Source organism: Ignavibacteria bacterium (assembly GCA_013177855.1).
Classification (GTDB): Bacteria; Bacteroidota; Ignavibacteria; order Ch128b; family Ch128b; genus Ch128b.
Genome location: JABLYA010000001.1, coordinates 125,174 through 150,522 on the forward strand (window position 1 = coordinate 125,174; position 25,349 = coordinate 150,522).

25 protein-coding genes are annotated in these 25,349 nt (G+C 32.3%); 13 read left to right on the forward strand and 12 right to left on the reverse strand.

Annotated features, from left to right (window positions below; all coding sequences use genetic code 11):
- Positions 1 to 2: 2 nt before the first annotated feature.
- From HPY57_00555 to HPY57_00575, 5 genes are read left to right on the forward strand one after another with little or no spacing between them, the layout of a single operon-like run.
- Positions 3 to 632 carry a dephospho-CoA kinase gene (locus tag HPY57_00555; protein ID NPV10269.1) on the forward strand — a complete coding sequence of 210 codons (630 nt, stop codon included), beginning with the start codon at positions 3 to 5 and terminating at the stop codon, positions 630 to 632.
- Positions 633 to 646: 14 nt separating this feature from the next.
- Entirely contained in the window at positions 647 to 1,555 is a 909-nt protein-coding gene (locus HPY57_00560; GenBank protein ID NPV10270.1) for a proline dehydrogenase, read from the forward strand.
- Positions 1,552 to 2,538, forward strand: coding sequence for a tRNA (adenosine(37)-N6)-threonylcarbamoyltransferase complex transferase subunit TsaD (tsaD, locus tag HPY57_00565; protein NPV10271.1), 987 nt, complete (start codon positions 1,552 to 1,554; stop codon positions 2,536 to 2,538). The genes HPY57_00560 and tsaD overlap by 4 nt, the downstream gene beginning before the upstream one ends.
- 5 nt (positions 2,539 to 2,543) lie before the next feature.
- Complete coding sequence (gene mltG / locus HPY57_00570) at positions 2,544 to 3,569, forward strand: endolytic transglycosylase MltG (protein ID NPV10272.1); 1,026 nt, start codon at positions 2,544 to 2,546, stop codon at positions 3,567 to 3,569.
- Positions 3,566 to 5,218, forward strand: a complete 1,653-nt coding sequence (locus tag HPY57_00575) for an Ig-like domain-containing protein (GenBank protein NPV10273.1) — start codon at positions 3,566 to 3,568, stop codon at positions 5,216 to 5,218. Before mltG ends, HPY57_00575 begins: the two co-directional genes overlap by 4 nt.
- Here the strand turns inward: HPY57_00575 and HPY57_00580 are convergent.
- The 7 genes from HPY57_00580 to HPY57_00610 are packed head-to-tail and all read right to left on the reverse strand — an operon-like array spanning position 5,207 to position 11,286.
- Positions 5,207 to 6,175, reverse strand: coding sequence for a hypothetical protein (locus HPY57_00580; GenBank protein ID NPV10274.1), 969 nt, complete (start codon positions 6,173 to 6,175; stop codon positions 5,207 to 5,209). The two genes, HPY57_00575 and HPY57_00580, sit on opposite strands and share 12 nt — an antisense overlap.
- Positions 6,135 to 7,364 carry a DUF1343 domain-containing protein gene (locus HPY57_00585; protein ID NPV10275.1) on the reverse strand — a complete coding sequence of 410 codons (1,230 nt, stop codon included), beginning with the start codon at positions 7,362 to 7,364 and terminating at the stop codon, positions 6,135 to 6,137. The genes HPY57_00580 and HPY57_00585 overlap by 41 nt, the downstream gene beginning before the upstream one ends.
- On the reverse strand, positions 7,361 to 7,990 hold the full coding sequence (locus HPY57_00590; GenBank protein NPV10276.1) for a cyclodeaminase/cyclohydrolase family protein: 630 nt from the start codon (positions 7,988 to 7,990) through the stop codon (positions 7,361 to 7,363). Before HPY57_00590 ends, HPY57_00585 begins: the two co-directional genes overlap by 4 nt.
- A gap of 2 nt (positions 7,991 to 7,992) precedes the next feature.
- Positions 7,993 to 9,015, reverse strand: a complete 1,023-nt coding sequence (gene ftcD, locus HPY57_00595) for a glutamate formimidoyltransferase (protein ID NPV10277.1) — start codon at positions 9,013 to 9,015, stop codon at positions 7,993 to 7,995.
- Positions 8,999 to 10,246 (reverse strand): imidazolonepropionase, encoded by a 1,248-nt coding sequence (locus HPY57_00600; GenBank protein NPV10278.1) that lies wholly within the window; start codon positions 10,244 to 10,246, stop codon positions 8,999 to 9,001. The genes ftcD and HPY57_00600 overlap by 17 nt, the downstream gene beginning before the upstream one ends.
- A gap of 1 nt (position 10,247) precedes the next feature.
- On the reverse strand, positions 10,248 to 10,724 hold the full coding sequence (locus tag HPY57_00605; protein ID NPV10279.1) for an SPOR domain-containing protein: 477 nt from the start codon (positions 10,722 to 10,724) through the stop codon (positions 10,248 to 10,250).
- Position 10,725: 1 nt separating this feature from the next.
- On the reverse strand, positions 10,726 to 11,286 hold the full coding sequence (locus HPY57_00610) for an SPOR domain-containing protein (GenBank protein NPV10280.1): 561 nt from the start codon (positions 11,284 to 11,286) through the stop codon (positions 10,726 to 10,728).
- 218 nt (positions 11,287 to 11,504) lie between these two features.
- Here HPY57_00610 and glgA point away from each other — a divergent pair, with 218 nt between their 5' ends.
- From glgA to HPY57_00650, 8 genes are all read left to right on the forward strand, one after another.
- Positions 11,505 to 13,001 (forward strand): glycogen synthase GlgA, encoded by a 1,497-nt coding sequence (gene glgA, locus HPY57_00615; protein ID NPV10281.1) that lies wholly within the window; start codon positions 11,505 to 11,507, stop codon positions 12,999 to 13,001.
- Positions 13,002 to 13,003: 2 nt separating this feature from the next.
- Positions 13,004 to 14,209, forward strand: coding sequence for a DNRLRE domain-containing protein (locus tag HPY57_00620; protein NPV10282.1), 1,206 nt, complete (start codon positions 13,004 to 13,006; stop codon positions 14,207 to 14,209).
- Positions 14,206 to 15,429, forward strand: a complete 1,224-nt coding sequence (locus tag HPY57_00625; protein ID NPV10283.1) for a hypothetical protein — start codon at positions 14,206 to 14,208, stop codon at positions 15,427 to 15,429. The genes HPY57_00620 and HPY57_00625 overlap by 4 nt, the downstream gene beginning before the upstream one ends.
- Positions 15,430 to 15,443: 14 nt before the next feature.
- Positions 15,444 to 16,700, forward strand: coding sequence for a tetratricopeptide repeat protein (locus HPY57_00630; protein ID NPV10284.1), 1,257 nt, complete (start codon positions 15,444 to 15,446; stop codon positions 16,698 to 16,700).
- Positions 16,701 to 16,705: 5 nt separating this feature from the next.
- The gene (rpiB, locus tag HPY57_00635) at positions 16,706 to 17,155 is read left to right on the forward strand and encodes a ribose 5-phosphate isomerase B (protein NPV10285.1); all 450 of its coding nucleotides are present in this window, start codon (positions 16,706 to 16,708) and stop codon (positions 17,153 to 17,155) included.
- The gene (locus HPY57_00640; protein NPV10286.1) at positions 17,149 to 18,456 is read left to right on the forward strand and encodes a serine hydroxymethyltransferase; all 1,308 of its coding nucleotides are present in this window, start codon (positions 17,149 to 17,151) and stop codon (positions 18,454 to 18,456) included. The genes rpiB and HPY57_00640 overlap by 7 nt, the downstream gene beginning before the upstream one ends.
- Positions 18,456 to 19,220, forward strand: a complete 765-nt coding sequence (gene tatC / locus HPY57_00645; GenBank protein NPV10287.1) for a twin-arginine translocase subunit TatC — start codon at positions 18,456 to 18,458, stop codon at positions 19,218 to 19,220. Before HPY57_00640 ends, tatC begins: the two co-directional genes overlap by 1 nt.
- 70 nt (positions 19,221 to 19,290) lie before the next feature.
- Positions 19,291 to 20,190, forward strand: coding sequence for a polyprenyl synthetase family protein (locus HPY57_00650; protein NPV10288.1), 900 nt, complete (start codon positions 19,291 to 19,293; stop codon positions 20,188 to 20,190).
- Here HPY57_00650 and HPY57_00655 read toward each other — a convergent pair.
- From HPY57_00655 to HPY57_00675, 5 genes are all read right to left on the reverse strand, one after another.
- The gene (locus HPY57_00655; GenBank protein NPV10289.1) at positions 20,187 to 20,645 is read right to left on the reverse strand and encodes a universal stress protein; all 459 of its coding nucleotides are present in this window, start codon (positions 20,643 to 20,645) and stop codon (positions 20,187 to 20,189) included. The genes HPY57_00650 and HPY57_00655 overlap by 4 nt on opposite strands.
- Positions 20,646 to 20,652: 7 nt before the next feature.
- On the reverse strand, positions 20,653 to 21,207 hold the full coding sequence (locus HPY57_00660; GenBank protein ID NPV10290.1) for a cyclic nucleotide-binding domain-containing protein: 555 nt from the start codon (positions 21,205 to 21,207) through the stop codon (positions 20,653 to 20,655).
- Between the two features lie 8 nt (positions 21,208 to 21,215).
- Positions 21,216 to 21,986, reverse strand: a complete 771-nt coding sequence (gene hisA, locus HPY57_00665; protein ID NPV10291.1) for a 1-(5-phosphoribosyl)-5-[(5-phosphoribosylamino)methylideneamino]imidazole-4-carboxamide isomerase — start codon at positions 21,984 to 21,986, stop codon at positions 21,216 to 21,218.
- 93 nt (positions 21,987 to 22,079) lie between these two features.
- Positions 22,080 to 23,606: an aldehyde dehydrogenase family protein gene (locus HPY57_00670; GenBank protein ID NPV10292.1), complete on the reverse strand. Its 1,527-nt coding sequence runs from the start codon at positions 23,604 to 23,606 to the stop codon at positions 22,080 to 22,082.
- Positions 23,607 to 25,247, reverse strand: a complete 1,641-nt coding sequence (locus tag HPY57_00675) for a GIY-YIG nuclease family protein (protein ID NPV10293.1) — start codon at positions 25,245 to 25,247, stop codon at positions 23,607 to 23,609.
- Positions 25,248 to 25,349: the final 102 nt, after the last annotated feature.

Below are 25,349 nucleotides of genomic sequence, written 5' to 3' on the forward strand. Positions count from 1 at the left end.
TAATGCCGAAAAATAAATTTTTGATTGCTATAACTGGCGGACTTGGAACAGGTAAATCACTCTTTGCTAAATACCTGTTAGATAAAAATGAAGTCGTCATTAATTCTGATGCAATTGCAAAAAAATTAATGACGACTAAACCTTTAATTATTGATCAAATCAAAAAACTTCTTGGGAACGAAGCCTACCTTTCTGAAAATGAGCTGAATACTAAATTTATTGCCAATCAAATTTTCTCAAATCCTGATTTACACAAAAAGCTTACTAAGATAGTTCATCCACCAACAATTGTTGAAATTCAGAGGCTGGCTCAAAAAGAGTTTAATAAAAGAAATCGTAAAAGAGTTTTTGTTGAATCTGCACTTGTTTTTGAAGCAGGTATTGAAAAGAAATTTGATTACATAGTTTTGATTAAATCGGATTTGAATTTACGTCTCCAAAGAACAATCGAAAGAGATAAAATAACTCCTGATGAATTTTTTCAGAGGATTCAATACCAAATTGATCCCGATGAAGCAGAAGAACATTCTCATTTTGTAATTTATAATAATGGTTCGCTTGAAGAACTTTACTCAAAATTTGATTTCGTCTACAATTTGATAAAAACACTTACAGAACCAAAAAAGAAATAAGTTGGAGAGAACTTGTGAGATTTCTAAATTCAGCAATCATTAAATTAGTTGAGCTCTTCCCAAAATCTTTTATTTATCTTTTCGCATCTCGATACATTGCTGGTGAGCGCCTCGAAGATGCAGTAAAGTTAGTTCGAGAATTAAACTCTAAAAATATTTTAGCCACAATGGATGTGCTTGGTGAAGATACGACAAATGTGGAAGAAGCAAATGCAGCAGTTGAGGAAGCAATTAAAGTATTGGAAACGATTAATAAGGAAAAATTAAACTCAACTCTTTCCATAAAATTAACTCAAATTGGTTTGAAGTTAGATTATAATTTGTGTCTTGAGAATATGAAAAGAATTTTGACAAAAGCAAGAGAGCTGAATAATTATATAGAAATTGATATGGAAGATTCATCGTGTACAGTTGATACAATTAATCTTTTCAAACAACTTCGAAAAGAATTTTCGAATTGCGGTATGGTTATGCAGGCTTATTTGAGAAAAGGCGAAGAATATTTGAAAGATACAATCGATTATTTAAGAGGCAGCAGCGTCAGGCTTTGCAAAGGAATTTATAATGAACCTCCTGAAATTGCTTTTAAAGGAAAACAAGAAATTAGAGATAATTATCTGAAACTACTTGATTACCTTTTCAAAGAAAACATTTATGTTGGAATTGCTACTCACGATATAAAATTAATAAATGGTGCAAAAGAACTAATTAAAAAATACAACAAAACCAATAATGATTTTGAATTTCAAATGCTTCTGGGTGTAAAAGTAGATTTACGAGATAAATTAGCTCAAGAAGGATTTAAAGTTAGAGTTTATGTTCCTTACGGAACTCATTGGTATCGATATTCAATTCGAAGAATGAAAGAAAATCCGGAATTACCAATCGCAATAATTAAAAATATTTTTGCAAAAAGAGGATGATAGTTTTAGGAATTGAGACCTCGTGCGATGAAACTTCAATTGGGATAATTCAAGACAACAGGATCATCACCAATGAAATTTATTCACAAAAAATTCATTCTGAGTTTGGTGGTGTTGTTCCAGAAATTGCGAGCAGAGCTCATCTTCAAAAAATTCTACCACTATTAAAGGATGCATTAAAATCAGCATCTATAGATTTAAATGATATTGATTTAATTGCTGCTACAGCAGGTCCAGGTTTAATTGGTGCATTGATCGTTGGTTATTGCTTTGCAAATGGTTTGAGTCTTTCATTAAATATTCCTTTTGTGCCGGTTAATCACATTGATGGACATCTGTATTCAGTCTTTTTAGAAAATCCCGATATCAATTTTCCATACATTGCATTGCTTGTTTCGGGTGGAAATACAGCTTTATATTTGATTGAAGATTTTTATCAAGTAAAACTTTTAGGAAACACAATTGATGATGCAGCCGGTGAAGCTTTTGATAAAGTTGGTAAACTTCTTGGACTGAAATACCCAGCAGGTGCAGATATCGAAAAACTGGCAAATGAAGGGGATGAAAATTTTCACAATTTTCCAATTGCTGAACTAAATGGTAAATATGATTTTAGTTTTAGTGGTTTGAAAACATCGGTGTTGAGATTTATCGAAAAAAATTATCCTGGTGGAATAGGTGAAGTTTCAAAGAAAAATATCGCTGCATCTTTTCAAAAAGCAGTCATTGAAGCATTGGTGAAAAAAACAATCGCTGCAGTAGAAGAATTTAATGTTAAGAATGTTGCAGTTGTTGGAGGAGTTGCATCAAATAAATACCTTCAAAAACAATTAAGTGAAAAATTACCATCAGGTACAAATTTATTTGTGCCTTCGCCAAAACTTTGTACAGATAATGGTGCAATGATTGCATTTGCCGGCTTGAAGTCGTACCAGACCAATTATTATCTCCAGTCAAAAATTACTCAACCTTTTCCTAATTGATTAATATGCAAAAAGTTAAACTTATCAAAGTTCTTACCACAGAAGATTGGTTAATTGTTTTAGCTACATTCATATTAGTATTAATGTTTGGATTAAATTGGTTCTTTAACAACAATGATCTTGTTCAAAATGAACCAATTAAAATCTACATTAAGAAGGGGATGAATTTTTCACAGATTGCTGACACTTTGAAGAAGTATAAGATTATCAATTCTAAAATGGCTTTTATTGCGACTGGTAAATTTCTTGGTGCTGAAACAAAAATTAAAAGTGGTTACCATTTATTGAAATATGGACTATCTAATTATGATTATTTGAATTTACTGGTGACTGGTAAAAATTTGGTGAATGTTCGAGTAACTATTCCGGAAGGATTAACTCTGAAAGAAATTGCCCGAATATTTGAACAGACCTTTGATTTTAGTTCCGATGATTTTTTAAAAATTGCATCAAATCAAGAATTACTTAAAAGATACGAAGTTGAGCATACTTCATTCGAAGGGTATTTAATGCCTGATACTTATGAATTTGCTGAACTGGATAATCCCGAAATAGTATTAACAAGGTTAGCAGACGAATTCAAAAAATTTTATGATGAGAAGATTAAACCAAAAGAACGGGATGTTGGTTTATCTAAAAATCAAATTGTAACCTTGGCTTCTATTATTGAAGGAGAAACTAATTTTGTTGATGAGATGCCTCGTATTGCTGGGGTATATTTAAATCGATTGAAAAGAAATATGAAATTACAAGCTGATCCGACTGTAGCCTATGCCAGCGGAGATAAACCAAATAGAATTACTTATAATCATTTGAAGAATAATTCACCTTACAACACATATATTGTTTATGGGCTTCCTCCAGGTCCAATTAATTGTCCAGGTAAAGATGCATTGATTGCAGCTGTCAATCCTGAGAAGCATAACTTTTTATATTTTGTTGCATCAGGTGATGGTAAAAGTCATATTTTTGCCAGAACCTACTCAGAACATTTGAAAAATGTATCTAGATACAGAAGGTTGATGAGATGAGAAAATTGATCTTATTGTGCAGCACAGTTCTTTTAATATTTTCTGGTTGTGCAAATCAATTACCGCCGGGTGGTGGACCTGTTGATAGAGAAAGTCCAGAGGTTATTCGCACCTTCCCTGAAAATGGAACAATTAATTTTAATAAAAACTATGTTGAGTTTGAGTTTAGCGAATACATAAATAAAAGAAGTTTGATGAATTCTATTTTTATCTCACCTTACCTTAGCGATGAAGTTGAACAAAAATGGTCTGGCAGAAAATTAAGATTAATCTTCCCTGAAAAACTAAAAGAGAACCAAACTTATGTAATTTCTCTTGGCACTGATATAACAGATTTAAGGGGGAATAAACTAAATGAAACTTTTACTTTAACTTTTTCAACCGGCTTAAAGATTGATCAGGGGATTATTTCAGGGAGAGTCTACGACAAAAAACCCGACGGAATTATGATTTATTTTTATTTAATCGATACTTTGAAACAATTTGTGGACTATACTCAGAAAAAACCCGATTTTATTTGTCAAACTTCAAAAGATGGCAGCTTTATTCTCTCAGGATTGCCGAACGGTTTATATCGAATAATTGCTGTAAGAGAACAAATGAAAAATCTTATTTATGATATTAATGAAGATGAAATTGGATTACCTTATAAAGATTTTGAATTAAATGATACTTCAAGAATTATTCGAAATGTTCAATTTGAAATGATAAAGATTGATACTATTAAACCAACACTCAATTCAGTTCGCTTTATAGATTTAAATCATTTGTTATTAAATTTTAGTGAGCCTATTGATACTTCTTCATTTAATATTGAAAATTGTTTTATTTACGATTCACTGGAAAATGAAAAGTTTAATCCGCTTGGCTTTTTCTTAAGTGATAAAAATTCAATTATGTTAGTTACGCCAAAAATGAAGAGTAATTATGATTATGTCTTAAGTCTGAAAGGATTAAAAGATTTATCTGGCAATGAATTGGATTCGATCCAAAGTACTTTTTATTCAGAAATGATTTCTGACACAATACCTGTAACAATCAAATCAATACAAGGTAATTTTTCATCATCATCTTTGGAATTTTTTAATCCAGAAATTTCAATCAATTTTAATGATTTAGTTTATTATGACAATTTTTTAGAAGCCTTATTGATTTCGGATACAGCAGGTAATAAAATCAGATTTGAATTAACCCGTCAGGACAGCGCAAACTTTAAAATTAAATTAGAACCTCAGAAGCAAAAAGAGAGAGTTTTAATTAGAATCAATTTAAGCTTCTTAGAAGATTTCTCAGGCAAGAAGCTGGATTCAATTTACACTAAAATATTTGAGACAAATAGTGAAGCAGATTATGGTACTATTTCTGGACGTTTGGAAAACAGAAAAGAGCCTGATAGAAATCTACTAGTCGAAGCAAAATCAATAAATGACACTAAAATTTATTCAATTGAAACAAGAGAGGATAAATATCAAATAAAAAACATCCTACCAGGAAATTATTTTGTTAAAATTTCAATTCCATTTACCAAATCAAATCTCAGTTATAAAAGTTTTTCAAATCCATTCATTTATTATCCGGATACAATTAAAGTGAAATCGAGATGGCCCACTACAGATGTTGATTTTGATCTGGAAGAATTATTCAGGTGAGAGCTCAATTCTTCGAAGTTTATAACCTTTTTTTATTGGTTCCTTTTGCTCTTTGATGATTGCAAGTGAGAACCGATCCCCACGAATTTCAATAATCTCAATTTCACCAATTTTCTTATCTGTTATCCCTATAACTTCACCTGTACTTTCATCTTTAAGAGTATCTCCTGGTGCAAAAACAGGAAGTATAGAACCAGTTTCTAAATTATCTTTCCTACCAAGATTAATAAAAACTTCTTTTGTTTCTTCATCGACAAAGAGTATTTCACCAATAATAACTTTGCGTTTGAATTTTGATTTTAAACTAATTGAATCTTTCGTTGTGCTTACGGTATAAGTAGTGAGGTTTAGAATTGGTTCAATTTTGCTGGAAAATTTATCGCAAAGTTTAATTAAGTTTTTTCCAACAAGTGTTTTTAAAAATTCATTTGATCCAAATTCAATTTGATTTAATTGGCTGAATTCTTTTTTTGTGTCTGTTTCTCTTCCAAAAATTGTAACGCCAACGCTAAGATCGGAGCTTTTCTGTTCGATTTTTTCACTGAAGACTATTTTATTTGATTTGATATCTGTAATCGTGAAATCAATTACAATTTCATTTGAGTAAGTTTCATATTGAGCAACTTTAGGTTCGCCTGCGATTAACCGATTTATTGAAAAAGTCTGTATAACTCCTGTTACTATATATGATACATTCTTTGAAAGTAAAATTTCTGATTGTGAAAGTTCAGGATTTTCATTTAAGATATTTTGAGTAATTAAAGGTGCAAAAACATTTATTCCATATTTTTCTCTTAAGTAATCGGCAATAAAATCAGGTATATCTCGAGATAAATTCCAATTACCTTCATAAGTAGATTTATCAGTGAAGTTTAAGAAAGCAATCTGGCCAAAAGTTAAAGAATGAAATAACAGACTAATAAATAAAATATTTCCGAGCTTTTGTCTTAAACTCATCTGCTTCTTTTTCCCAAAATTCTTTAATTGAATTGTAATTAAAATTCTGACTGAAAATTTTTCTGATATTATCCCATCCAGTTGCAAGATCGAACATTCTGATTCTTTCTGGTTTCGCTAACTCGAAAACATCTTTGTCGGGATAAAGTTTTTTCAATTCTTGCAAAAAATAAAATTGAATTGATGTTAAATTACATTTTTGAAAATCTGTTATGTGAACTTGAACACCATGCAATACTTTCCCCTGAAAGTTGCCATAAAATGGACGCCAGACAACAGGTCTGAAAGTTACGCCATCTAATTTAAGATTGTTCAAATTTTTTGAAATCTCATTTTCATCAATCCATTCAGCACCAAGCAATTGAAATGGGAGAGTATAACCAACACCTTCGGAAATTACGCCGAGTTCTCCTAAAATTCCTGTTGCTGCATAAAATTGAGCTGAATAGTAATGTGGAATATGTGGTGAAGTCGGAACCCATTGTAATCCTGTATCTTCCCATCTCATTGATCTATTCCATCCTTGCATTTTTACAATTTTCAGATCACATTTCATTTTATTCGATAACCAACCCTCTTCATTAATCATAGTTGCAAGCTCGCCGCAAGTTAAACCATAAATGTATGGAATTGGAAATTGACCGATGAAAGAAATGAAATCTTCTCTGACTATTGAACCTTCAAACTTTTCACCAGACAGTGGGTTTGGTCTATCGAGAACGACGAATTGAATATTGTTCTCTGCAGCTGCTTCCATTGCCAATCCCATTGTGCTAATGTAGGTATATGATCTAACCCCGATATCTTGAATGTCATAGACTAAAACATCAATTCCTTTCAACATTTCTTTTGTTGGTTTTCTTGTCTTTCCGTAAAGCGAATAAAAAGGTAATCCAGTTTTGGAATCCACATAGCTTTCAATTTTTTCACCGGCTGATATATCTCCACGAACTCCATGTTCTGGACCAAATAGAGCAACTAATTTTACTCCGGGTAGATTGTAAATTATATCGATGGTTGAATTTAATTTTGAGTCAACACCAGTTGAATTAGTGATTAAACCAACTCTTTTGCCGACTAAAAACTTGTAATCTTCTTTTAGAACATCAATGCCCAATTTTACTTTCGGCTGGGAAAAACAAATTAATGGAAAAATCAAAATCAGGGATAAAATAACTTTATTTTTCATAGTTCTAATTTTTTCTTAATGTTTTTTAATGCTTCATCTATTTTAGTTTCTAATTCAGTTAATTTCTGTGCGGCTGAAAGAACGAGATTCATAGCTCTATCCCGATCATTGAGTGATTTGGTATTGATCATTACATTTAACATTGCTCCTTCTGCACTCGATTTAATTAAAATCAATGCGACACCTGCATCGCTCAACGAGTTTTGATTCCCAATTTCACAAAGACGAATTAAATCATTTGTTACTTCGGAGCAAGCTTGAATTACATTAATTGGAATTTCGGTCGCATAAACTGTTGCATCTTCAATTGCATGAGTTCTTTTTATTTTGTCTTCTTCACTTTCCTTTGGAAGTTTTATGGCTTCCATAACTTTGTCAAATGCTTTTGAATCTTCATCATAAAGTTCAAGGAATTTTTCCCTGAAGTTTTGTAAACGATTCTTGATTTCTAAAACTTCTGCTTCAACGCTTTCATATTTTTTCTTGCCGATAGTCAGATTGCAAACCATCAAACCAAGTGATGTTCCTAATACTCCGTTGAAAGCCGATACACTTCCACCACCAGGAGTAGGAGAAGATGATGAAATTTCTTCGATAAAATTTTCAAGTGATTTCTTTAAATCCATTTTTACTCCTCTATTAAATATTCAATAATTTTTTCTTTTGGATTGAATGGTGCAAGGTTACTCAATCCAAGTTTTTCAATAGCAGTTTGGATTAAATCTTCTTCATTATTAAGAGATGGATTATAAAATTTACCGCTCTCAAGGATCGCTTCTAAAGGAACAAGTCCGACAATTTCACTTCCCCAAACTTCAACTCCAAATTTTTGAGCTTCTTCCTTAACAGCTTCAAAAACTTGGTGCATATTTGTTATTTTGTAATTTACAAGATTAATCGAAACCTGTGTAATTCCAAATTTTTCGAGGGAGACACCCATAGCTTTTACTGCTTTGAATTTTCCAGGCACTCGAACGGTTTTTCCATCTTTTTTTACGACGTTCCCGTTCTCATCTCTTAATGGTTTCCCTGATTCCCTGATTATTCCAGCTATTTCATCAGCCACTTTCACATCCTGGGTTTTTAGATTTACATTATAAGCTATAAGAAAGAATCTACATCCAGTTACTGTTGCACCAAGCTTAGGATTAAATTCCGCTTTACCAAAATCCGGATACCATTCAGGATCTTTTAATTTTTCTGGTAATCCTTCGTATTCGCCCTTCCTTATATCAGATAAGTTTTTTCTTTCAGGCTTTGTTGCTGAGTATTCATATAAATAAACTGGAATGTTTAACTTTTCTGAAATAATTTTCCCATACTCTTTTGAAATTTCAACGCAATCGTCAATTGAAACATTGCGTATTGGAATAAACGGAACAACATCAATTGCACCAATTCGTGGATGCTCACCTTTATGTTTTGTCATATCAATTTTTTCTGCAGCAGCTAAGGATGCATTAATTGCACCTTCTAGAACTCCTCTTTTTGTTCCAACAAAAGTTACAACCACACGATTGTAATCACGGTCTGGTTCAACATTTAATAATTTGCATTCCTTTGTATTTCTGACCGCTTCAGCAATCGCATTGATCGTTTCTTCGTTTTTGCCTTCACTGAAATTTGGAACGCATTCAATTATTTCTTTCATAAACAACTTTCCCTTTTTTGATTACAGTTTTTACAAAATTTTTACCAAAGTAATAAACAAGATTTTTATAATCATCGGTGTCCAGAATTAAAATGTCTGCTTGCTTGCCAACTTCAAGGCTTCCAACTTTATCTTCTATTCCTAAAGAATAAGCAGCATTAATAGTCACTGCATTAATGGTTTCGTTTAGTTTCATTCCATTATATAGAGCTGCCATATTCATCATTAAAGGAAGATTCTGGGAGGTACAAGAGCCTGGATTGAAATCGGTCGCAATTGAAACAATGCAGCCTTCATCAATCATCTTCCTTGCTGGAGAAAATGGAATTTTTAGGAAATAAGAAACTCCTGGTAAGATGGTTGCAACAATATCAGTTTGTGATAAACTTTTTAAATCCTGATCAGTAATCATTTCAAGATGATCTATGCTCTTTGCACCAAATTCTATTCCCAATCCAACTCCACCCATTGAATTAAATTGATCACAGTGAAGCTTAAGATCAAAATTGTATTGCTTTGCTTTTTCAAAGATTGTTCTTGTTTCATCTAAAGTAAACGCACTCTTTTCAAGAAACACATCACAGAATTTTGCAAGGTTTCTTTGTGAAATTTCTGGAAGAAGTCTGTTAATAATCAAATCAATATAAGCCGAACGATTATTTATATATTCTTTTGGTACGGTGTGAGCACCTAAAAAAGTAGAAGTAATTTCAACAGGTTGAAGTTTTTGAAGTTCATTCGCACATTCAAGAATTTTTATTTCAGTGTCGTAATCCAAGCCGTAACCACTTTTTATCTCGGTGGTTGTAATTCCCCGAGAAAGAGTCTCCGCAAGTCTCTTTAATGATAGCTCGATTAAGTGTTCTTTTGAAGAATTACGAGTAGCTTGAACTGTTCGAATAATTCCTCCGCCTTTTTCTGCAATTTCCTCATAGGTTTTTCCGGCGACTCGCATTTCGAATTCATCACTTCTTGAACCTGCGAAAATTAAGTGTGTATGTGAGTCAATTAAACCTGGCATTACTACCTTATTTCTACAATCCAGAACAAGATCAAATTTAGTGAAATCAAATTCATTTGTTAGACTAATATCTGCAATTTTATCATCTTGGATAGTTAATGAAGCGTTTTCAAGAATATCAATTTCGTTTAATTCACTCTTACGTTTGTATTTTCTATTTGCGGGTTTGCAGGTAAGAAGTTGCTTAGCTCGATAAAGAAGAATTTTCATTTCATTTTGGATTTTCGGTTCGAATTCTCAGAGACGGAAAATTTTTTCTTTCTAATATACTAAAAATTTCATTTGCCTCTGAGCGAGATGCATAAGGTCCAATTTTGAGTCTGTAAAACGGAGTATCGTATTCAATTGAAATTTTTTCATCAGGTAAAAGGTTTGTAATCTGTGATCTCAGGTTTACAATTTCATCATACACATCAGTTAATCCAACATGAACATAATAAAGTAAATTTAATTGATTATTCTTTTTAAGCAGAAGATTGGAATTTTGTTTAGAGTTGTCCACTTCAAATTCAATAAAAGTCTCAAAAAGATTTAAACTATCCTCTTTTAAAATAAATTGAGCAAGTGGAGAAAACTTTACAATATCCACTTGCTCTTTAGAAATTACACCTTGCTTTTTCTCAACTTTGGTTGAGCAGCCAAAACAAAAAATTATAAAAAATAAAAAATAAAATAATCTTCTGAACACTTTACTGTTTAACTTCAGTTACTATAAAACTATCAGTGTACCCTAAATTATATAAAGCATCTTTTATTCCTTTTGCGTGTTCCCACTTTGAATATATTCCAAGCCTGACTTTGTATAGGTTATCTTGGAACTCTACATAAACTTTTTGATCAGGCATTCTTTTTCTGATTTTTTGTGCTTCAGATTCTGCATTAAGTCTACTCTTAAAAGCGAAAACCTGAACTTTGTATAAATACTGTGGTGAAGTTTCAACTGGCTTGCTTTCGATAGTTGGTTGTTCTTTAGGACTTTCTGAACTCAGATTAACCTTTAGAGGCGGAGGTGGTGGTGTTGGTGGTCCCTGTGGAATATATTCAGGTTGAGTTGTCGGCGTTACTTCTGTAGCGGTCGGCTGAGGAGTGGCTGTTTCTGTTTGTTGTGTTTGAGCTGGTTTTTCAGTCTGATACACAACATCTTTTTGGCCGCCTTCATATTCTTCAGTTACTTCAGAAGCTGAACAACCAAAAAATACAAATGCCAGAGCAGCGAAGAGAACGATGGATTTTTTTAATTGATTTTTCATAATAACCTCGTTTTTATAGTGTAATAATAATTTTTTTGTATGATAATATCAAGTAGTACAATAAATTATAAATTTCTTTTAAAGTATAATACTAAATCAATATTAAAAATTTATTTACTTATTAAAAGTATGTGTTTTGCTGATTTCTAATATAAAAATAAAGTAATTGTAAATACTTTAGAAATTCTTTAATTTTGTGGAAAATTTTTTTGAATAAGATGAAGAATAAAAACCTTAAAATACTTTTCATTACCTCAGAAGCTTCACCATTTGTAAAAACTGGTGGTCTGGCTGATGTTTCCTCTGCATTGCCTCAAACTTTAATGGAACTTGGAAATGAAGTTAGATTAGTACTTCCTAAATATGGGGCAGTGGATGAGAGAAAATTTAAAATCCACGAAATTGTAAGATTGAAGGAAATACCAATTCATCTCGGCAATGAGATAGAGTTGGTTAGTATGCGTTCTTGTTTCCTGGTTGGCTCAAAAGTTAAAGTCCAGATCTATTTCTTCGACAACCAAAAATATTTTGGGTCAAGAAAAGGTCTTTATCAGGATATAAATACAAAAAAGGATTATCCTGATAATCACGAGCGTTTTATTCTTTATGCTAAAGGCATCATGGAGATGCTCAAAAAATTAGGCTGGACACCAGATATAATTCATTGTAATGATTGGCAAACTGGTTTAATTCCCGCATATCTTAAAACTGTTTATGCAGATCTGGATATCTTAAAAGATACGAAAGTTGTTTTCACTATCCATAATGTTGACTTCCCTGGTGTATTTCCGAAAGAAGTATTTAAATTAACCGGGCTTCCAGATTCAGTCTTAAATGAAATAACAGTTGAAGACGGAAGTAAAATCAGTTTTCTAAAAGCTGGGGTTGTTTATGCAGATGCAGTAACAACAGTTAGTGAGAAATATGCTGATGAACTTTGTACAATCGATGAACTTGGTGGAATAATTAAAAACACACTTAAGAAAAGAAAAAATGACTTCTATGGTATAATTAATGGAGTAGACTATTCGGTCTGGAATCCAGAAACGGATAAGTATATTCCAGCAAAATATAATATTAAAGACCTTTCAGGAAAACTTGATAATAAAAAAGCTTTGCTAGAATACCTCAAGCTTCCAGTTGAATTAGAAGTTCCAGTAATTGGCACTATTTCTCGTTTCGCAGAACAGAAAGGTATCGATTTAATTCAAGATGCGATTGAAGAAATTTTGAAACTTGATGTTAAATATGTACTTCTTGGCCAGGGTGATAAAAAGTATCAACAATTTTTTGAAAAAGTTCAGAAAAAATATCCAAAGAAATTTGGTTTCTTTGCAGGTTTTAATGAGGAATTAGCTCATTTGATTGAAGCTGGCGCAGATATGTATTTAATGCCTTCCAAATACGAGCCTTGTGGACTAACACAATTATATGCTTTGAAGTATGGAACAATTCCAATTGTCAGATATACAGGTGGTCTTGCAGACACTATTGTAAGATTGAATGGAAACTTTGATGAAGGAACAGGCTTTGTCTTTAAAAAGTATGAAGTCGAAGATATGATGAAAGAAATTAAAAGAGCATTGAAATTATATCAGGACAAAGAAAGCTGGGTTAAACTAATGAAGAATGCGATGTCTCAAGATTTTAGCTGGCATGCATCTGCAAAGAAATATGTTGAATTGTATAAAAAATTATTGAAGGACACTAAGTAAAATTGAAAAGACTGATCATCAATTTCCTTAAATTAAATCTTATCGGCATCATCATCTTTTCTCTTTCATCCTGTTCTGAAAATCCCTCAATCACAGGATACAATTTGCTTAATCCGATTGATTCGCTCCTAGTTAAACGTTTTGACTCTACGAGTGACTCCGCATTTTCGTATCACAAGGAACTTATTCAACCTGATATTTTAGGTGGAACTAGAAGAATTCTTGTCGGGAAATATGATGACTTAAAAGCTTATTCATTAATTAGATTCATAATCGGTCTTTCTTCTGAAATGAAAGATGCAGTTAAAAATTCTAATATCGTTATTAATTCTGCTCGCATTAAAATGAATCCTGTTTATAAATTCGGAGATACAACTTCGAATGTGTTTAATTTTCAGGTGAAAGAAATTTTTACTTTTTTCGATGAATATAAATTTAATATTGATAGTTTGAAAAGCGGCAGATATGAGATTGAGAGTGAAAATATTGTAATCAGGAATATAGACGATGATACGCTTTATTACTCTGAATTAAATCCAGAAAAAGTGTTGAACTGGTTTAAGTTAATTGCAGCGGATTCATCGAGAAAACTTCAAGGAATTTTACTCGAACCTGATCCATCAACAACTTATATCAGAGGATTTGCTTCATCAAATGCTTATTACCTGGGTGATCCAATTGTGCTTGAAGTGGTTGCAACTTACAACAATAAAACAGATTCTTTAAAATATTTTGTAGATGCTGATCTGCATGTTGTAGAAAAAACTTCACCAATTAATTTTGATGAGACAAAGTTAGTACTTCAATCAGGATTAAAACAAAAATCATTTATTTTTTTCGATATCAGTTTGGTTCCGAAGTCAGCGATTGTTAATTCGGCTTATTTGAGACTTTATCCTGATACACTTCAGTCAAAATTTGGAACGAGTTATCAAGATTCATTGTTTGTCCAATACATTACAGATTCTTCAAATATTTCAATTGATAGTGCAGTAACTTTTGTGCTTACGAAGAAAAATCAAGGTTATTACGAAGGACAAATAAATTATTTTGTTCAGAAGTGGATTGATAATAATTCAAACAGAGGATTGTTACTGAGTACAAGAGACCCCGATGGTGGAGTTGAACAATTTGTCTTTTATGGACCAAAATCAGCAATTATTTCGAAAAGACCCCAATTAATTATTAATTATACATTTAAGAAATGAAGAAAATTATATTCTTTACTTTTGCATTGGTAAATTTGGTATTAGGACAGGCAGCCTCCGTTTATTCGAATTTTGGAGTTGGAGAATTAAATATTAATCCTTCAGCGAGAAGAAGCGGTTTAGGACTCTCAATTGCAGGGAATGAAAATTTCGATCTCAACCCTTTTAATCCAGCGAGTACAACTAAAATCCGTTTTGTGAAATTTTTGGCAGCTTTCAATTATTCATCTAATAATTACAAAGATTTTAGTTCAAGCAATCGATACACATCGGGGTCATTTGAAAATTTATTATTTGCTGTTCCTATACAAAGAGATTATGGGATTGTTTTATCAGGCGGGATTTTACCATTCACTCGCTTGAATTATAAAGTTCTCTCTCCGAACAATTTGTTTGATTCTATTCCTTATCAGGTCAAATATGAAGGTTTGGGCGGTTTAACAAATTATTTTGTTGGTCTTTCTTATTATCAAAAGAATATTGGTTCGTTCGGAATTTCGTCAAATTTTTTAATTGGAACTATTAACAGAAAACTTTCAACAGAATTCTTAAATCAAGATTATGTTAAGCCTGAATTTACAAGTCAAATAAAATTCAAAGGTGCAGCTTTTCGAATTGGTTTTATTTCTGAAAACATAAAAACTTATTTCTCAGAATTTCCTCTAAATGATTTGAGAATTGGAATTTCTTATCTTAGCTCCGCAAGTTTAAAGACTGAATTAATCGATCTTAAACAAGGGATTTTTATTGATACAATCAGTATGTCTGATTTTTCTTCAAAAATTCCTTCGCAGCTTGCAATTGGATTATCTTCAAGACTTACACAAAGATTAACGGCAAGTGTAGATTTTTTGAATCAGAACTGGACAAATTTAAATACAAATACATTCTCAAATTTTTCTCCGGTAAATCAAAATGTGTTCTCTGTTGGTTTTGAATACCTTCCACTTGAAAGGCCAGAAAAATTTATTGATGCATTAACATTTAGAGTTGGATTTTTTGTAAAAGATGTAGGCGTAAAAATAAATAATGAAAAAATAATAGAATACGGAATTAAAGTCGGAAGCTCATTCCCGATTGATCAGTTAAATCTAATAGATATTGGTTTTCAATACTCAGTGCGCGGTAAAAGTTCAAATAATCTGGTTAAAGAATCTATCTTAAACTTTTGGTGTGGAATAAATCTTGCTGAAATCTGGTTTGTAAGAAACGAGGAATAAAAAAGAGGTTCAAAATGAAAACAAGATTTTTAATTTTTGTTAGTTTAATCTTCGTTGTCAGTTTTACTGAAATTTATTCACAACCTTCACCCCAGCCTGATACTTTAAAAATTTACAGGAAGTGGAGTTTGTTTTCTGAATATCATAAAAACGGTGATTATGAAACAGCTCTGCCTTATGGCTTTGAAATCTTAGAAATTAATCCTGGTAAATTCAAAACTATCTTTCTTAAGCTTGAAGATTGTTTAATTTATTTACATGATTCGACCAATGTTGATGAAGCTACAAAGAAAATGTATGCTGATACTTTGATGTATGTCTATGACCTTGCCATAAAGACACAACCAGAAAATGCAGCCTATTATTATAAAAAGATGGGTTACTATCTTGAAACCTGGTATTCAGGAAAAGAAGAGGAAGCAATTAAAGCTTACGAAAAAGCATATGAATTAGATAAAGATTTGGATTTTTATTATGTGGACAGATTAGGTTTACTCTATGTTAAAATGGCAAACGATGAGAATAATTACAGACTAAAAGCTTTTGAAATTTATCAAGAAGCGTCGAGTAAAGATCCAAATAATCCAATTCCACTTGAAAGAATGAAATCTCTTGCAGAGAACATAGAACAATTAATTGAAATCACCTATAATGCCTGGAAACTTGATCCAGAAAATTTACAAAAAGCTTGGCAATATGCTTCTATAACTTATCAAACTGGAGAATACGAAAAAGCTATCGAGCCACTCGAATTTTTAGTTAAGAAAGATCCAAGTTCAGAAACTTATTGGTCAAGACTTGCAACCTGTTATCAAAAAACAGAAAAATTTTCCAAAGCAATCGATGCTTATAAAAAAGCTATGGAAATAAATAAGCAGGTCAGAGAGTATCCTTTGAATATGGGAATCTGCTATAAAGAACTTGGTCAGTTTGCCACAGCAAGAAATTATTTCTATAGAGCTGCTGAGATTGATAAGAATTGGGGATTGCCTTATATCTATGAGGCGACACTTTACCAAGCTGCAGTACAGAAATGTGGTTCATTTGAATTTATGGATAAAGTAGTTTTACAACTGGCAGTGGATACATATCGAAAAGCTAAATCAGTTGATCCTAGTGTTGCAAATATTGCTGATGATGCAATTAAGTCACTCGCAAATTCAGTTCCAACTAAAGAAGAATATTTCTTTAGAAGATTAAAATCTGGTACTGTTATTAAAATTGAAGGACCTTGCTATAACTGGATTGGAAAAAGTATAACCGTTCCATAATTATTATGAAAGTCGCAATTGGTTCTGACCACGCAGGTTTTAAATTAAAAGAGCAACTCAAAGCCTTTCTAATTCAGAAAGGCTTTGAAGTTTTAGATAAAGGATGTTTCTCCGAAGAAAGCACAGATTATCCTGATTATGGTGAAGCTGTTGCTGTTGAAGTAAAAAATCAGAACTGTGATTTTGGCTGTATAATTTGTGGAACTGGAATCGGAATTTCCATTGCTGCAAACAAAGTTCCGGGAATTAGAGCAGCATTGTGCACTTCAAAAGAAATGGCTCATTTTGCGAAAGCACATAATGATGCAAACATTATTGCAATTGGTGCAAGAATTAAACTTCAAGATCCTCCAGAAGAAATACTTGACGCTTTCATAAATTCAAAATTTGAAGGTGGTCGTCACGAAAAAAGAATTAACAAAATCAAAAATATTGAAGAGAGATACAAATGCTAAACATCAAAATTAATGACGTCGAAGCACATGAAATCTTAATTAAAGAAATTCTCCGTCAGGAAGAAGGACTTGAACTTATTGCATCTGAGAATTATGTCAGTCTTGATGTTTTGAATGCTCTCGGATCAGTTTTAACCAATAAATATGCCGAAGGTTACCCTGGTAAGAGATATTACGGCGGTTGTGAATTTGTTGATATGGCTGAAGACCTTGCAAGAGAACGCGTAAAGAAATTATTTGGTTGTGAATATGTAAATGTTCAGCCTCATTCAGGCTCACAAGCAAATATGGCTGTCTATTTCTCGATCTTAAAGCCCGGCGATAAAATAATGGGTTTAAATTTAGCTCACGGTGGACATTTAACGCATGGATCACCTGTAAATTTCAGTGGAAAATTTTTTGAAGTCATTTCTTATAATGTTCGAGAAGACAATCAACTAATAGATTTTGATCAAGTTGAAACTCTGGCTAAACAGCATAAACCAAAAGCAATTGTTATTGGTGCAAGTGCTTATCCAAGAGACTGGGATTATAAAAAATTTAGAGAGATTGCTGACTCTATTAATGCATATTTAATTGCAGATATTGCACATCCTGCAGGTTTGATTGCATCAAAATTATTAAGTGATCCAATGCCATATTGTGATTTTGTAACTACAACAACGCACAAAACTTTGCGTGGTCCTCGCGGTGGTATGATAATGATTGGTAAAGATTTTGAAAATAGAGAAGGAATTCGTGCTCCTAAAAGTGGTCGACTTAAAATGATGTCTGAGATCGTTGATTCTAACGTGATGCCTGGTATTCAAGGTGGACCCTTAATGCATGTAATACTGGCAAAAGCTGTTGCTTTCGGTGAAGCACTTCAACCTCAGTTTGTGGAATATTCAAAACAAGTAATTAAAAATGCAAAAAGATTAGCTCAAAGATTTTTAGAGAAAGGATATAAAGTTACAACAGGAGGGACAGACAATCATTTAATTTTAATTGATTTAAGATCAAAGGGAATTACAGGTAAACAAGCTGAAGATGCACTTGGAATTGCCGGCATTACCGTTAACAAGAATATGGTACCGTTCGATACCCAAAGTCCAATGATTACTAGTGGAATTAGAATCGGTACACCTGCCGTCACAAGTCGCGGAATGAAAGAAGAAGAAATGGATACAATCTTTGATTTTATTGACAGGGCTTTATCTAATTTTAATGATGAGAATTATCTTAAATCAATTCGAGAAGAAGTAAGACAATTTTGCTCAAAATTTCCTATTTATAAAGAACTCCTCAACTCACTAAAATAATGTCTCGGAAAGAAGTTATAGACAAAGAAGAAACCACTGAAGAATTCAAGGAGATGACCTTCCTTGAACATCTTGAAGAATTAAGATGGACTATTATTAAGTCCTTAATAGGTATTGTTATTGCATCAATCATCTCGTGGATTTTTATAGAACAGATTATAAATGATGTTCTTCTTTATCCAGCAATTAAAAGTGGAATTAAGCTTCAAAACTTAAAGCCATTTGGACAATTATTTTTATACTTTCAAGTAGCAATGATGAGTGGTGTAATTCTGAGTTTGCCCTGGATAGTCTATCAAATCTGGAAGTTTATTGAGCCGGCATTGCATAAGCATGAAAAAAAATATGTTTCATTAATCGTCATATTTACTTCTTTGTCTTTTATTGTTGGTGTTCTGTTTGCCTATTTTGTAATGTTACCTTATTCATTGAATTTTGCCTTTACATTTGGAACCTCAGAAATTGAGAACAGGTTTGCAATTGATGAATATCTTTCAATTGTTATCAGTATGATAATTTTATCCGGCATTGTATTCGAATTACCAATGCTTTCGTTCTTTTTGACTAAAATAGGTTTATTGAATCCAACTATCTTAAGAAAATACTGGCGATTTGCAGTGGTGATAATTTTGATCGTTGCTGCGATCATTACACCAACAGTTGATCCAGTTAGTCAATCTTTATTGGCAATTCCGTTATTTCTTTTGTATGAAATAAGTATTTGGGTTTCAAAAATTTCAATGAGAAAGAAAAGTGAAGGATAAAGATTTAAAGAATTTTACAGAACCAATTAAAGAAGAGCTTCAACAGTTTCAATCTTTTTTTTCGAACCAAATGCGTTCGAAGGTGGGATTAGTTGAACTTATTGTACGATACATTTTAAGACAAAAGGGGAAAAGAATCAGGCCTACGCTTGTTCTTCTTTCAGCTAAAACTTTAGGTGATGTGAATGAGCACACTTATCGAGGAGCTGTTCTCGTTGAATTATTACACACAGCTACACTAGTTCATGATGATGTTGTTGATAATTCCGATACAAGAAGGGGATTGCCATCAATTAATGCAATCTGGAAAAATCGAATAGCTGTTTTAATGGGCGATTATCTTCTAGCTCGGGGACTTCAAATAGCAGTCGATAATGATGAATTTAGTTTTCTCAAAGTTATTACAAATACAGTTAAGCGAATGAGTGAAGGGGAATTACTTCAAATTCAAAAAATCAGAAAATTAAACAATGATGAGGAAACCTATTACAGAATTATCTCTGACAAAACGGCTTCTCTGTTTTCAACCTGTACAACAATCGGTGCAATGAGCATTACAGATGATCAAAGCGTAATTAATGATTTTAAGCAGTTCGGTGAATTACTGGGGATCGCATTTCAAATTAAAGATGATATTTTAGATTTTGAAGGTAGTTCAAGTATTTTGGGTAAACCAACAGGCAATGATCTGAGAGATAAAAAATTAACTCTTCCTATTATTTATGCGCTTGCTCAAGCTGAGAAATATGAAGTAAAAAACATTAAAAATTTAATTAAAGGAAAGCTAACCACTAAAGACATAAACTCAATCTTTGAGTTTGTTGAGAAATATGATGGGCTTGGTTACGCAAGGAAAAAAGCTCGAGAGTTTGCTGACAACGCGATTGGAATTATAAACAAATATCCTGATTCACAGAGTCGACAAGCGTTGATTGATCTTGTTAATTTTATCCTTGAAAGAAAAAATTAATCTTTTTTCTTCTTCTCCCTTACAGTTAAAACAGATATAGGTGATTTTCGCACAACTTTTTCGGCTGTACTTCCGAAAAGAATATGCTCAATTCCAGTATGACCGTGAGAGGCAATGATGATTAAATCACAATTGCATTCCTTAGCAGTGTTTATAATTTCTAAGAAAGGTTTTCCAGTTTTAACTACATACGAAGCTTTAATCTCTGACGGGACTTTTTCTTCAATTAATTTTTTTAATTCTTCCTCAGCTCTTGATTGAATTTCAAAATCAACCTGATTAATTGGAATCTGACCAAGTCCAAAATCACTTGGATAAACGATCGGTTCGATTACATAAATTAGGGTTAACTCTGAATTAAATTTTTTGGCGAACTGAACCGCATAATCAAGAGCCATTTTTGAATATTCAGAGAAATCGATTGGGATTAAAATCTTAGAGATTGTCAGTTCCATAGTTACCTCACTTTTCAATTTGTTTTTCAATATTTAAAAGTTCGTAAAGGTTAAGATAGTCTCGATTTAAATTTCTAAGTTTCTCAACAAAAATTTTTGAGAAGCCGAGCAGAATTTTAACTCCAAGAGAAGGTTCTTTATGAATTAATTCAAGTAAATCAGGTCTAAAGATTATAAGTAGCCTTGTATTCGTTAAAGCAGTAGCAGTTGCTGTTCTGTAACCTTCAACAATTGCGCTAAACTCTCCCATAAAATCACCAGCAAAAAGCAGAGCAAGTTCTTGTTTAATACCCGATTTAAAGGTGTGAGAAATCTCTACTTTACCGCTTTCAATTATAAACATTGAAACACCTGGATCACCCTCAAAAAAAATAATCTCATTAGGTAAATACTCTCTTACATGAACAAGTTTTCTAATCATTTTTAATTCCCGCTTTTTGAGATCTGAGAAGGCAGGAAATTTTTTTAGCAAATCCAAGATTTTTTGTTCATCGCTTTCTGCTTTGAAAATATTTGACCAGAGACTACTGCGAACCTGGATATTTTCGTTTTCTTCTTTCATAGCTTTTCTCAAATTATTGATCCATATTCTGCAATACGCCAGAGTTCCTGGCAGGGGAATTTATTTTCATAAAGAGCTCTTCCAATAATTACCGAATCAACACCAATCGGAGTTAACTCAAGAAGAGAGATTAAATCTTTATAACCTGAAATTCCACCAGAAGCGGTAATTTTTAAACCAACTTTTTCAGCCATTAATTTTAATAAATCTAAATTTGGACCGAGCAATAAACCGTTTCTCTCAACATCAGTGACAATCAATCTTTTCACTCCAAGTGTCTTCATATTTAATCCAAGACTAACAGGGTTTAAAGCTGATGTTTCTTTTCTTCCGTAAATCATCACAGAATTTTGAATTACATCAAGTGAAACAATTATTTTCTCGGGACCAAATTCGTCAAGAGCTTGTTGAAGTATTTCAGGATTTGTAACCGCAATTGTACCGAGAACAACTCGTGATGCACCGATTTTAAAAGCTTCGCGTATCTTTTCAATTGTTCTCAAACCACCGCCGACTTGAACAGGAATAACAACTGATTGGATTAATTTTTCAATCACAGGTAAATTTTTATTTGAACCATACCAGGCACCATCGAAGTCGACAACATGAAGACATTTTGCATTTTCAGCTCTCCAGATTTTTGCCATTTCGATTGGGTCATCCGGATATACCGATGGGACAACCTCAGGTATTCCCTGAACTATTCTTACAAGTTTACCATCTTTTATGTCGATTGAAGGAATAACAAGCAATGGAGATTGAAATACTTTTTGAGCCATTTTTGATCTCTTAATTCATAAGTAAATTAAAAAAAATTTTAGTGTGTAAAAAGAAGAGAAAAACTTTTTTAAAATTAAGTGAAAAAACTTTGATTAATGTTTTTTGAAAAGTGCGGGTAAAACTTTGAGTCCTGAAAGCATTCTCCTTAGTAAATTATCTCCAAATAAAAATTCTGTTGCGGCTTTAATCTTTTCGGTAGAATGTTTATCGTACTTAAACCACCACATTTTTTTCTGCCAGGTAAGTTTATCATAGTTGTAATATTTTTCATAGACCATTTCCATCAATCCACTTTTGCTATGGACTCTTCCAGTTCCGCTCATTTTGATACCGCCGATAACAGCTTCACCGGCTCCAAAGTGACTTATGCAGTCATTAATCAAAACAGAACCTGCCTGAATTTTCTTTGCAATCGATTTTCCAAGAGAAATATTTTTAGTCCAAATTGAAGCAGAAAGTCCATAGTCTGAATCATTTGCAAGTTCGATTGCTTCATCGATTGTTTTGAATTTCATAATTGGAATGACAGGACCGAATGTTTCTTCTCTCATAACTTTCATTGAGTGATTAACTTCAATCAAAATCGTTGGTTGAACAAAATTATTTTCAATTTTCCCTCCGTAAAGAATTTTTGCTCCTTTTGAAAGTGCATCTTCAATATGCTCTTTTATTATCTCAACTTGCTTGGTGAGTTTGATGTTTGAATAATCGTAGAATTCGGAATTTGAGTAAGGAGTTAATTTTTTTATTTCATCAATAAGTCTTGAAAGAAAATTGTCATAAATTTTTTCATCGACATAAACTCTTTCAATTGAAACACAAGTTTGACCTGCGTTCATTAAACTTCCCCAAAGAATTCCATAAACTGCTCTATCAAGATCTGCATCGGCAAGAACTATCGCCGGATCTTTTCCACCAAGTTCAAGTGAAACAGGAAGTAATTTTTCTGAAGCAGCTTTGGAAATGATCTTTCCAACTTTTGTGCTTCCGGTGAAAAATAGTTTATCGATTGAACTTTCGACAAGTGCCTTACCAATTTCAGCCTCACCAAAAATTATATTAAAAACATTTTCAGGAAGACCAGCTTCATCAAAAATTTCTTTGATTTTCTGTCCAACTAATGGTGTCCACTCGGATGGTTTAAATACAACAGAATTTCCTGCAATCAGTGCTGGAATAATCTGACCCATTGGAAGAAGCAATGGATAATTCCAGGGACTAATTATGCCAACAACTCCAAAGGGAACATATTCAATCCAGCTTTTCTTGTGTATCATCACTGGCAGCTTAATTCTTTCATAATGCGGTCTTAAGAATTTCTTTGAATTTTTAATGTAGTAATCAAATAGACTTAGTGTCGGGATAATTTCAGTTGAGTAACTTTCAAAAATTGGTTTTCCATTTTCTTCGGTGATAAGCTTCGCAATTTTTTCTCGGTTACGATAAAGAATTGATTTAGCCTTTTTCAAAAAATCAATTCGTTTGTCAATTGTAAGTGAATTCCATTTCAAATGAGCTTGCCTTGCTTTCTGTACAATCTCTTCAACTCTTGAAGGATCAGTCTTTTCAAATTCACCAATTTTTTGCTTCGAGTTTGGATTGTAAGATTCGATTTTCACTTAGTCCTCCAACAATAGTAATCGAAGTTTTTCAGGTAGTGTTTCTTTATCCAGTGAAGATGTGTAAAGTATTTTATACTTCGCTTTTTGATTTACAAGAAAATTAGCAATGATCTTAATTTTTTCTATGTTGATTGCCAGATCGAATTCCATATTGATATGATTAAAATATTCTTCAGCCACATTAATTAAAAATTCAGGTTCATCCTCAAACTTTTTGATAAAAATTAGAATCCCATTTCGAAGACCGATTAATTCAATTGGTTTTTGTTTATCATAAATTATGATAATTGCATTTATTGTATTGATTGGTTCTTTCAATACCTTTATCCTACCAATATTATTCACAATCATTTGAATCGAGTCACGGATTTTTGCCGCATCCTCAAATTTCTCGCGAGCAGAATACTCTTTCATCTTTTCAATTAATCGATTTAGAATTAGTAGATTATCTCCAGTCAAAAATGATTTTACAAATTCAAGCTCTTTTTGATATTCTTCAAATAGATTTGCGTTAACACACGGTCCAAGACATCTATTAATTTCAAGTAAATAACAAGGGCGATTTTTTTCAAGCGTTTTATCATCGCATTCTCGCAATAAGGTTGATTTTGAGATAATATCAAGAACCTGTTCAGCCGTTTCTCGTCGTTGGAATGGTCCAAAGAAATGAGCTCCATTGGATGAAATTTTTGATGTAACTTCTAATCTTGGAAATGGATGATCATTCTGAAGTGCAATGAAGGAATATCTTCTAATAATCTTTAAAGCTTTATTATGCTGTGGCTTATATTTCTTGATTAACTCTGACTCAAGCAGAAAAGCTGAAAGTTCACTTGATGTTTCTATAAAATCTAAATAATGAGACGAACGAACAATTTTTCTAACTCTAGCATCATCATTTCTAAAGTAACTTAGAACTCGGTTTCTCAAATTCTTTGCTTTGCCGACATAAACAATATTATTTTTTTTGTTCTTAAAAATGTAAACACCTGGTTTTTGTGGAAGTTTGGAGAGTTGTTCGGCAATTGTTTCTCTTACATTTATCTCTAAAATATTTTTGACAGGTTGAAATTGAAGTGATAAAAGACTGTCGATATCAGAAAACAGATATTGTTTTGAACCTTCAGAAAGCAATTGCAAAAGCAGATGTGTGGTTGCTAATGCATCACCATAAGCTCTATGTGCATTTAGATTTTGAATTTTGAAATATCTTGTCAGTGAGCTTAATCCATAACTTTCAAGTCCTGTCACAACCCTTCTTGCTAATAGTTTTGTACAAAGAACTGGATTTTCAGGTGGGTAAATATTCTCTCTTAAAAAACTATGAAGTAAGAATTTGTGATCAAAAGAGGCATTATGCGCGACAAAAATTGCATCTTTTAAAAAGTCTCTGACTCTCAAAACTATGTCAGAAAATTTTGGTGCATCGAAAACATCTTCGTTTCTAATTCCAGTCAGCCTTGTGATGAAAGGAGGAATAAAAATTTCAGGATTGACAAGAGTAGAGAACTTATCAACAATTTTAAGATTTTCAATTTTAACAAGAGCAATTTCAATGATACGATCAGTGACTGGATTTAAACCAGTTGTTTCCACATCACATACAACAAATTTTGCATTATCAATTGGTTGACTCATATTTCAAATTATAATTTCTAAAGTTATTAATCAAAGTCGCTGTAAAATCTTTTGTTTCTTTGAAAAATGTTTTCAGTGTTTAAAATACTTTCCTTGTTTAAA

Excerpts from the sequence above, each read along its gene's own strand:
- glgA (NPV10281.1), top strand. The coding sequence starts at position 11,505 with ATGAAGAATAAAAACCTTAAAATACTTTTCATTACCTCAGAAGCTTCA.
- HPY57_00625 (NPV10283.1), top strand. The coding sequence starts at position 14,206 with ATGAAGAAAATTATATTCTTTACTTTTGCATTGGTAAATTTGGTATTA.
- mltG (NPV10272.1), top strand. The coding sequence starts at position 2,544 with ATGCAAAAAGTTAAACTTATCAAAGTTCTTACCACAGAAGATTGGTTA.
- tsaD (NPV10271.1), top strand. The coding sequence starts at position 1,552 with ATGATAGTTTTAGGAATTGAGACCTCGTGCGATGAAACTTCAATTGGG.
- HPY57_00585 (NPV10275.1), bottom strand. The coding sequence starts at position 7,364 with ATGAAAAATAAAGTTATTTTATCCCTGATTTTGATTTTTCCATTAATT.
- ftcD (NPV10277.1), bottom strand. The coding sequence starts at position 9,015 with ATGAAAGAAATAATTGAATGCGTTCCAAATTTCAGTGAAGGCAAAAAC.
- hisA (NPV10291.1), bottom strand. The coding sequence starts at position 21,986 with ATGGCTCAAAAAGTATTTCAATCTCCATTGCTTGTTATTCCTTCAATC.
- rpiB (NPV10285.1), top strand. The coding sequence starts at position 16,706 with ATGAAAGTCGCAATTGGTTCTGACCACGCAGGTTTTAAATTAAAAGAG.
- HPY57_00580 (NPV10274.1), bottom strand. The coding sequence starts at position 6,175 with ATGAGTTTAAGACAAAAGCTCGGAAATATTTTATTTATTAGTCTGTTA.
- HPY57_00660 (NPV10290.1), bottom strand. The coding sequence starts at position 21,207 with ATGAAAGAAGAAAACGAAAATATCCAGGTTCGCAGTAGTCTCTGGTCA.
- HPY57_00575 (NPV10273.1), top strand. The coding sequence starts at position 3,566 with ATGAGAAAATTGATCTTATTGTGCAGCACAGTTCTTTTAATATTTTCT.
- HPY57_00555 (NPV10269.1), top strand. The coding sequence starts at position 3 with ATGCCGAAAAATAAATTTTTGATTGCTATAACTGGCGGACTTGGAACA.
- HPY57_00640 (NPV10286.1), top strand. The coding sequence starts at position 17,149 with ATGCTAAACATCAAAATTAATGACGTCGAAGCACATGAAATCTTAATT.
- HPY57_00610 (NPV10280.1), bottom strand. The coding sequence starts at position 11,286 with ATGAAAAATCAATTAAAAAAATCCATCGTTCTCTTCGCTGCTCTGGCA.
- HPY57_00655 (NPV10289.1), bottom strand. The coding sequence starts at position 20,645 with ATGGAACTGACAATCTCTAAGATTTTAATCCCAATCGATTTCTCTGAA.
- HPY57_00600 (NPV10278.1), bottom strand. The coding sequence starts at position 10,246 with ATGAAAATTCTTCTTTATCGAGCTAAGCAACTTCTTACCTGCAAACCC.
- HPY57_00630 (NPV10284.1), top strand. The coding sequence starts at position 15,444 with ATGAAAACAAGATTTTTAATTTTTGTTAGTTTAATCTTCGTTGTCAGT.
- tatC (NPV10287.1), top strand. The coding sequence starts at position 18,456 with ATGTCTCGGAAAGAAGTTATAGACAAAGAAGAAACCACTGAAGAATTC.
- HPY57_00590 (NPV10276.1), bottom strand. The coding sequence starts at position 7,990 with ATGGATTTAAAGAAATCACTTGAAAATTTTATCGAAGAAATTTCATCA.
- HPY57_00675 (NPV10293.1), bottom strand. The coding sequence starts at position 25,247 with ATGAGTCAACCAATTGATAATGCAAAATTTGTTGTATGTGATGTGGAA.
- HPY57_00650 (NPV10288.1), top strand. The coding sequence starts at position 19,291 with ATGCGTTCGAAGGTGGGATTAGTTGAACTTATTGTACGATACATTTTA.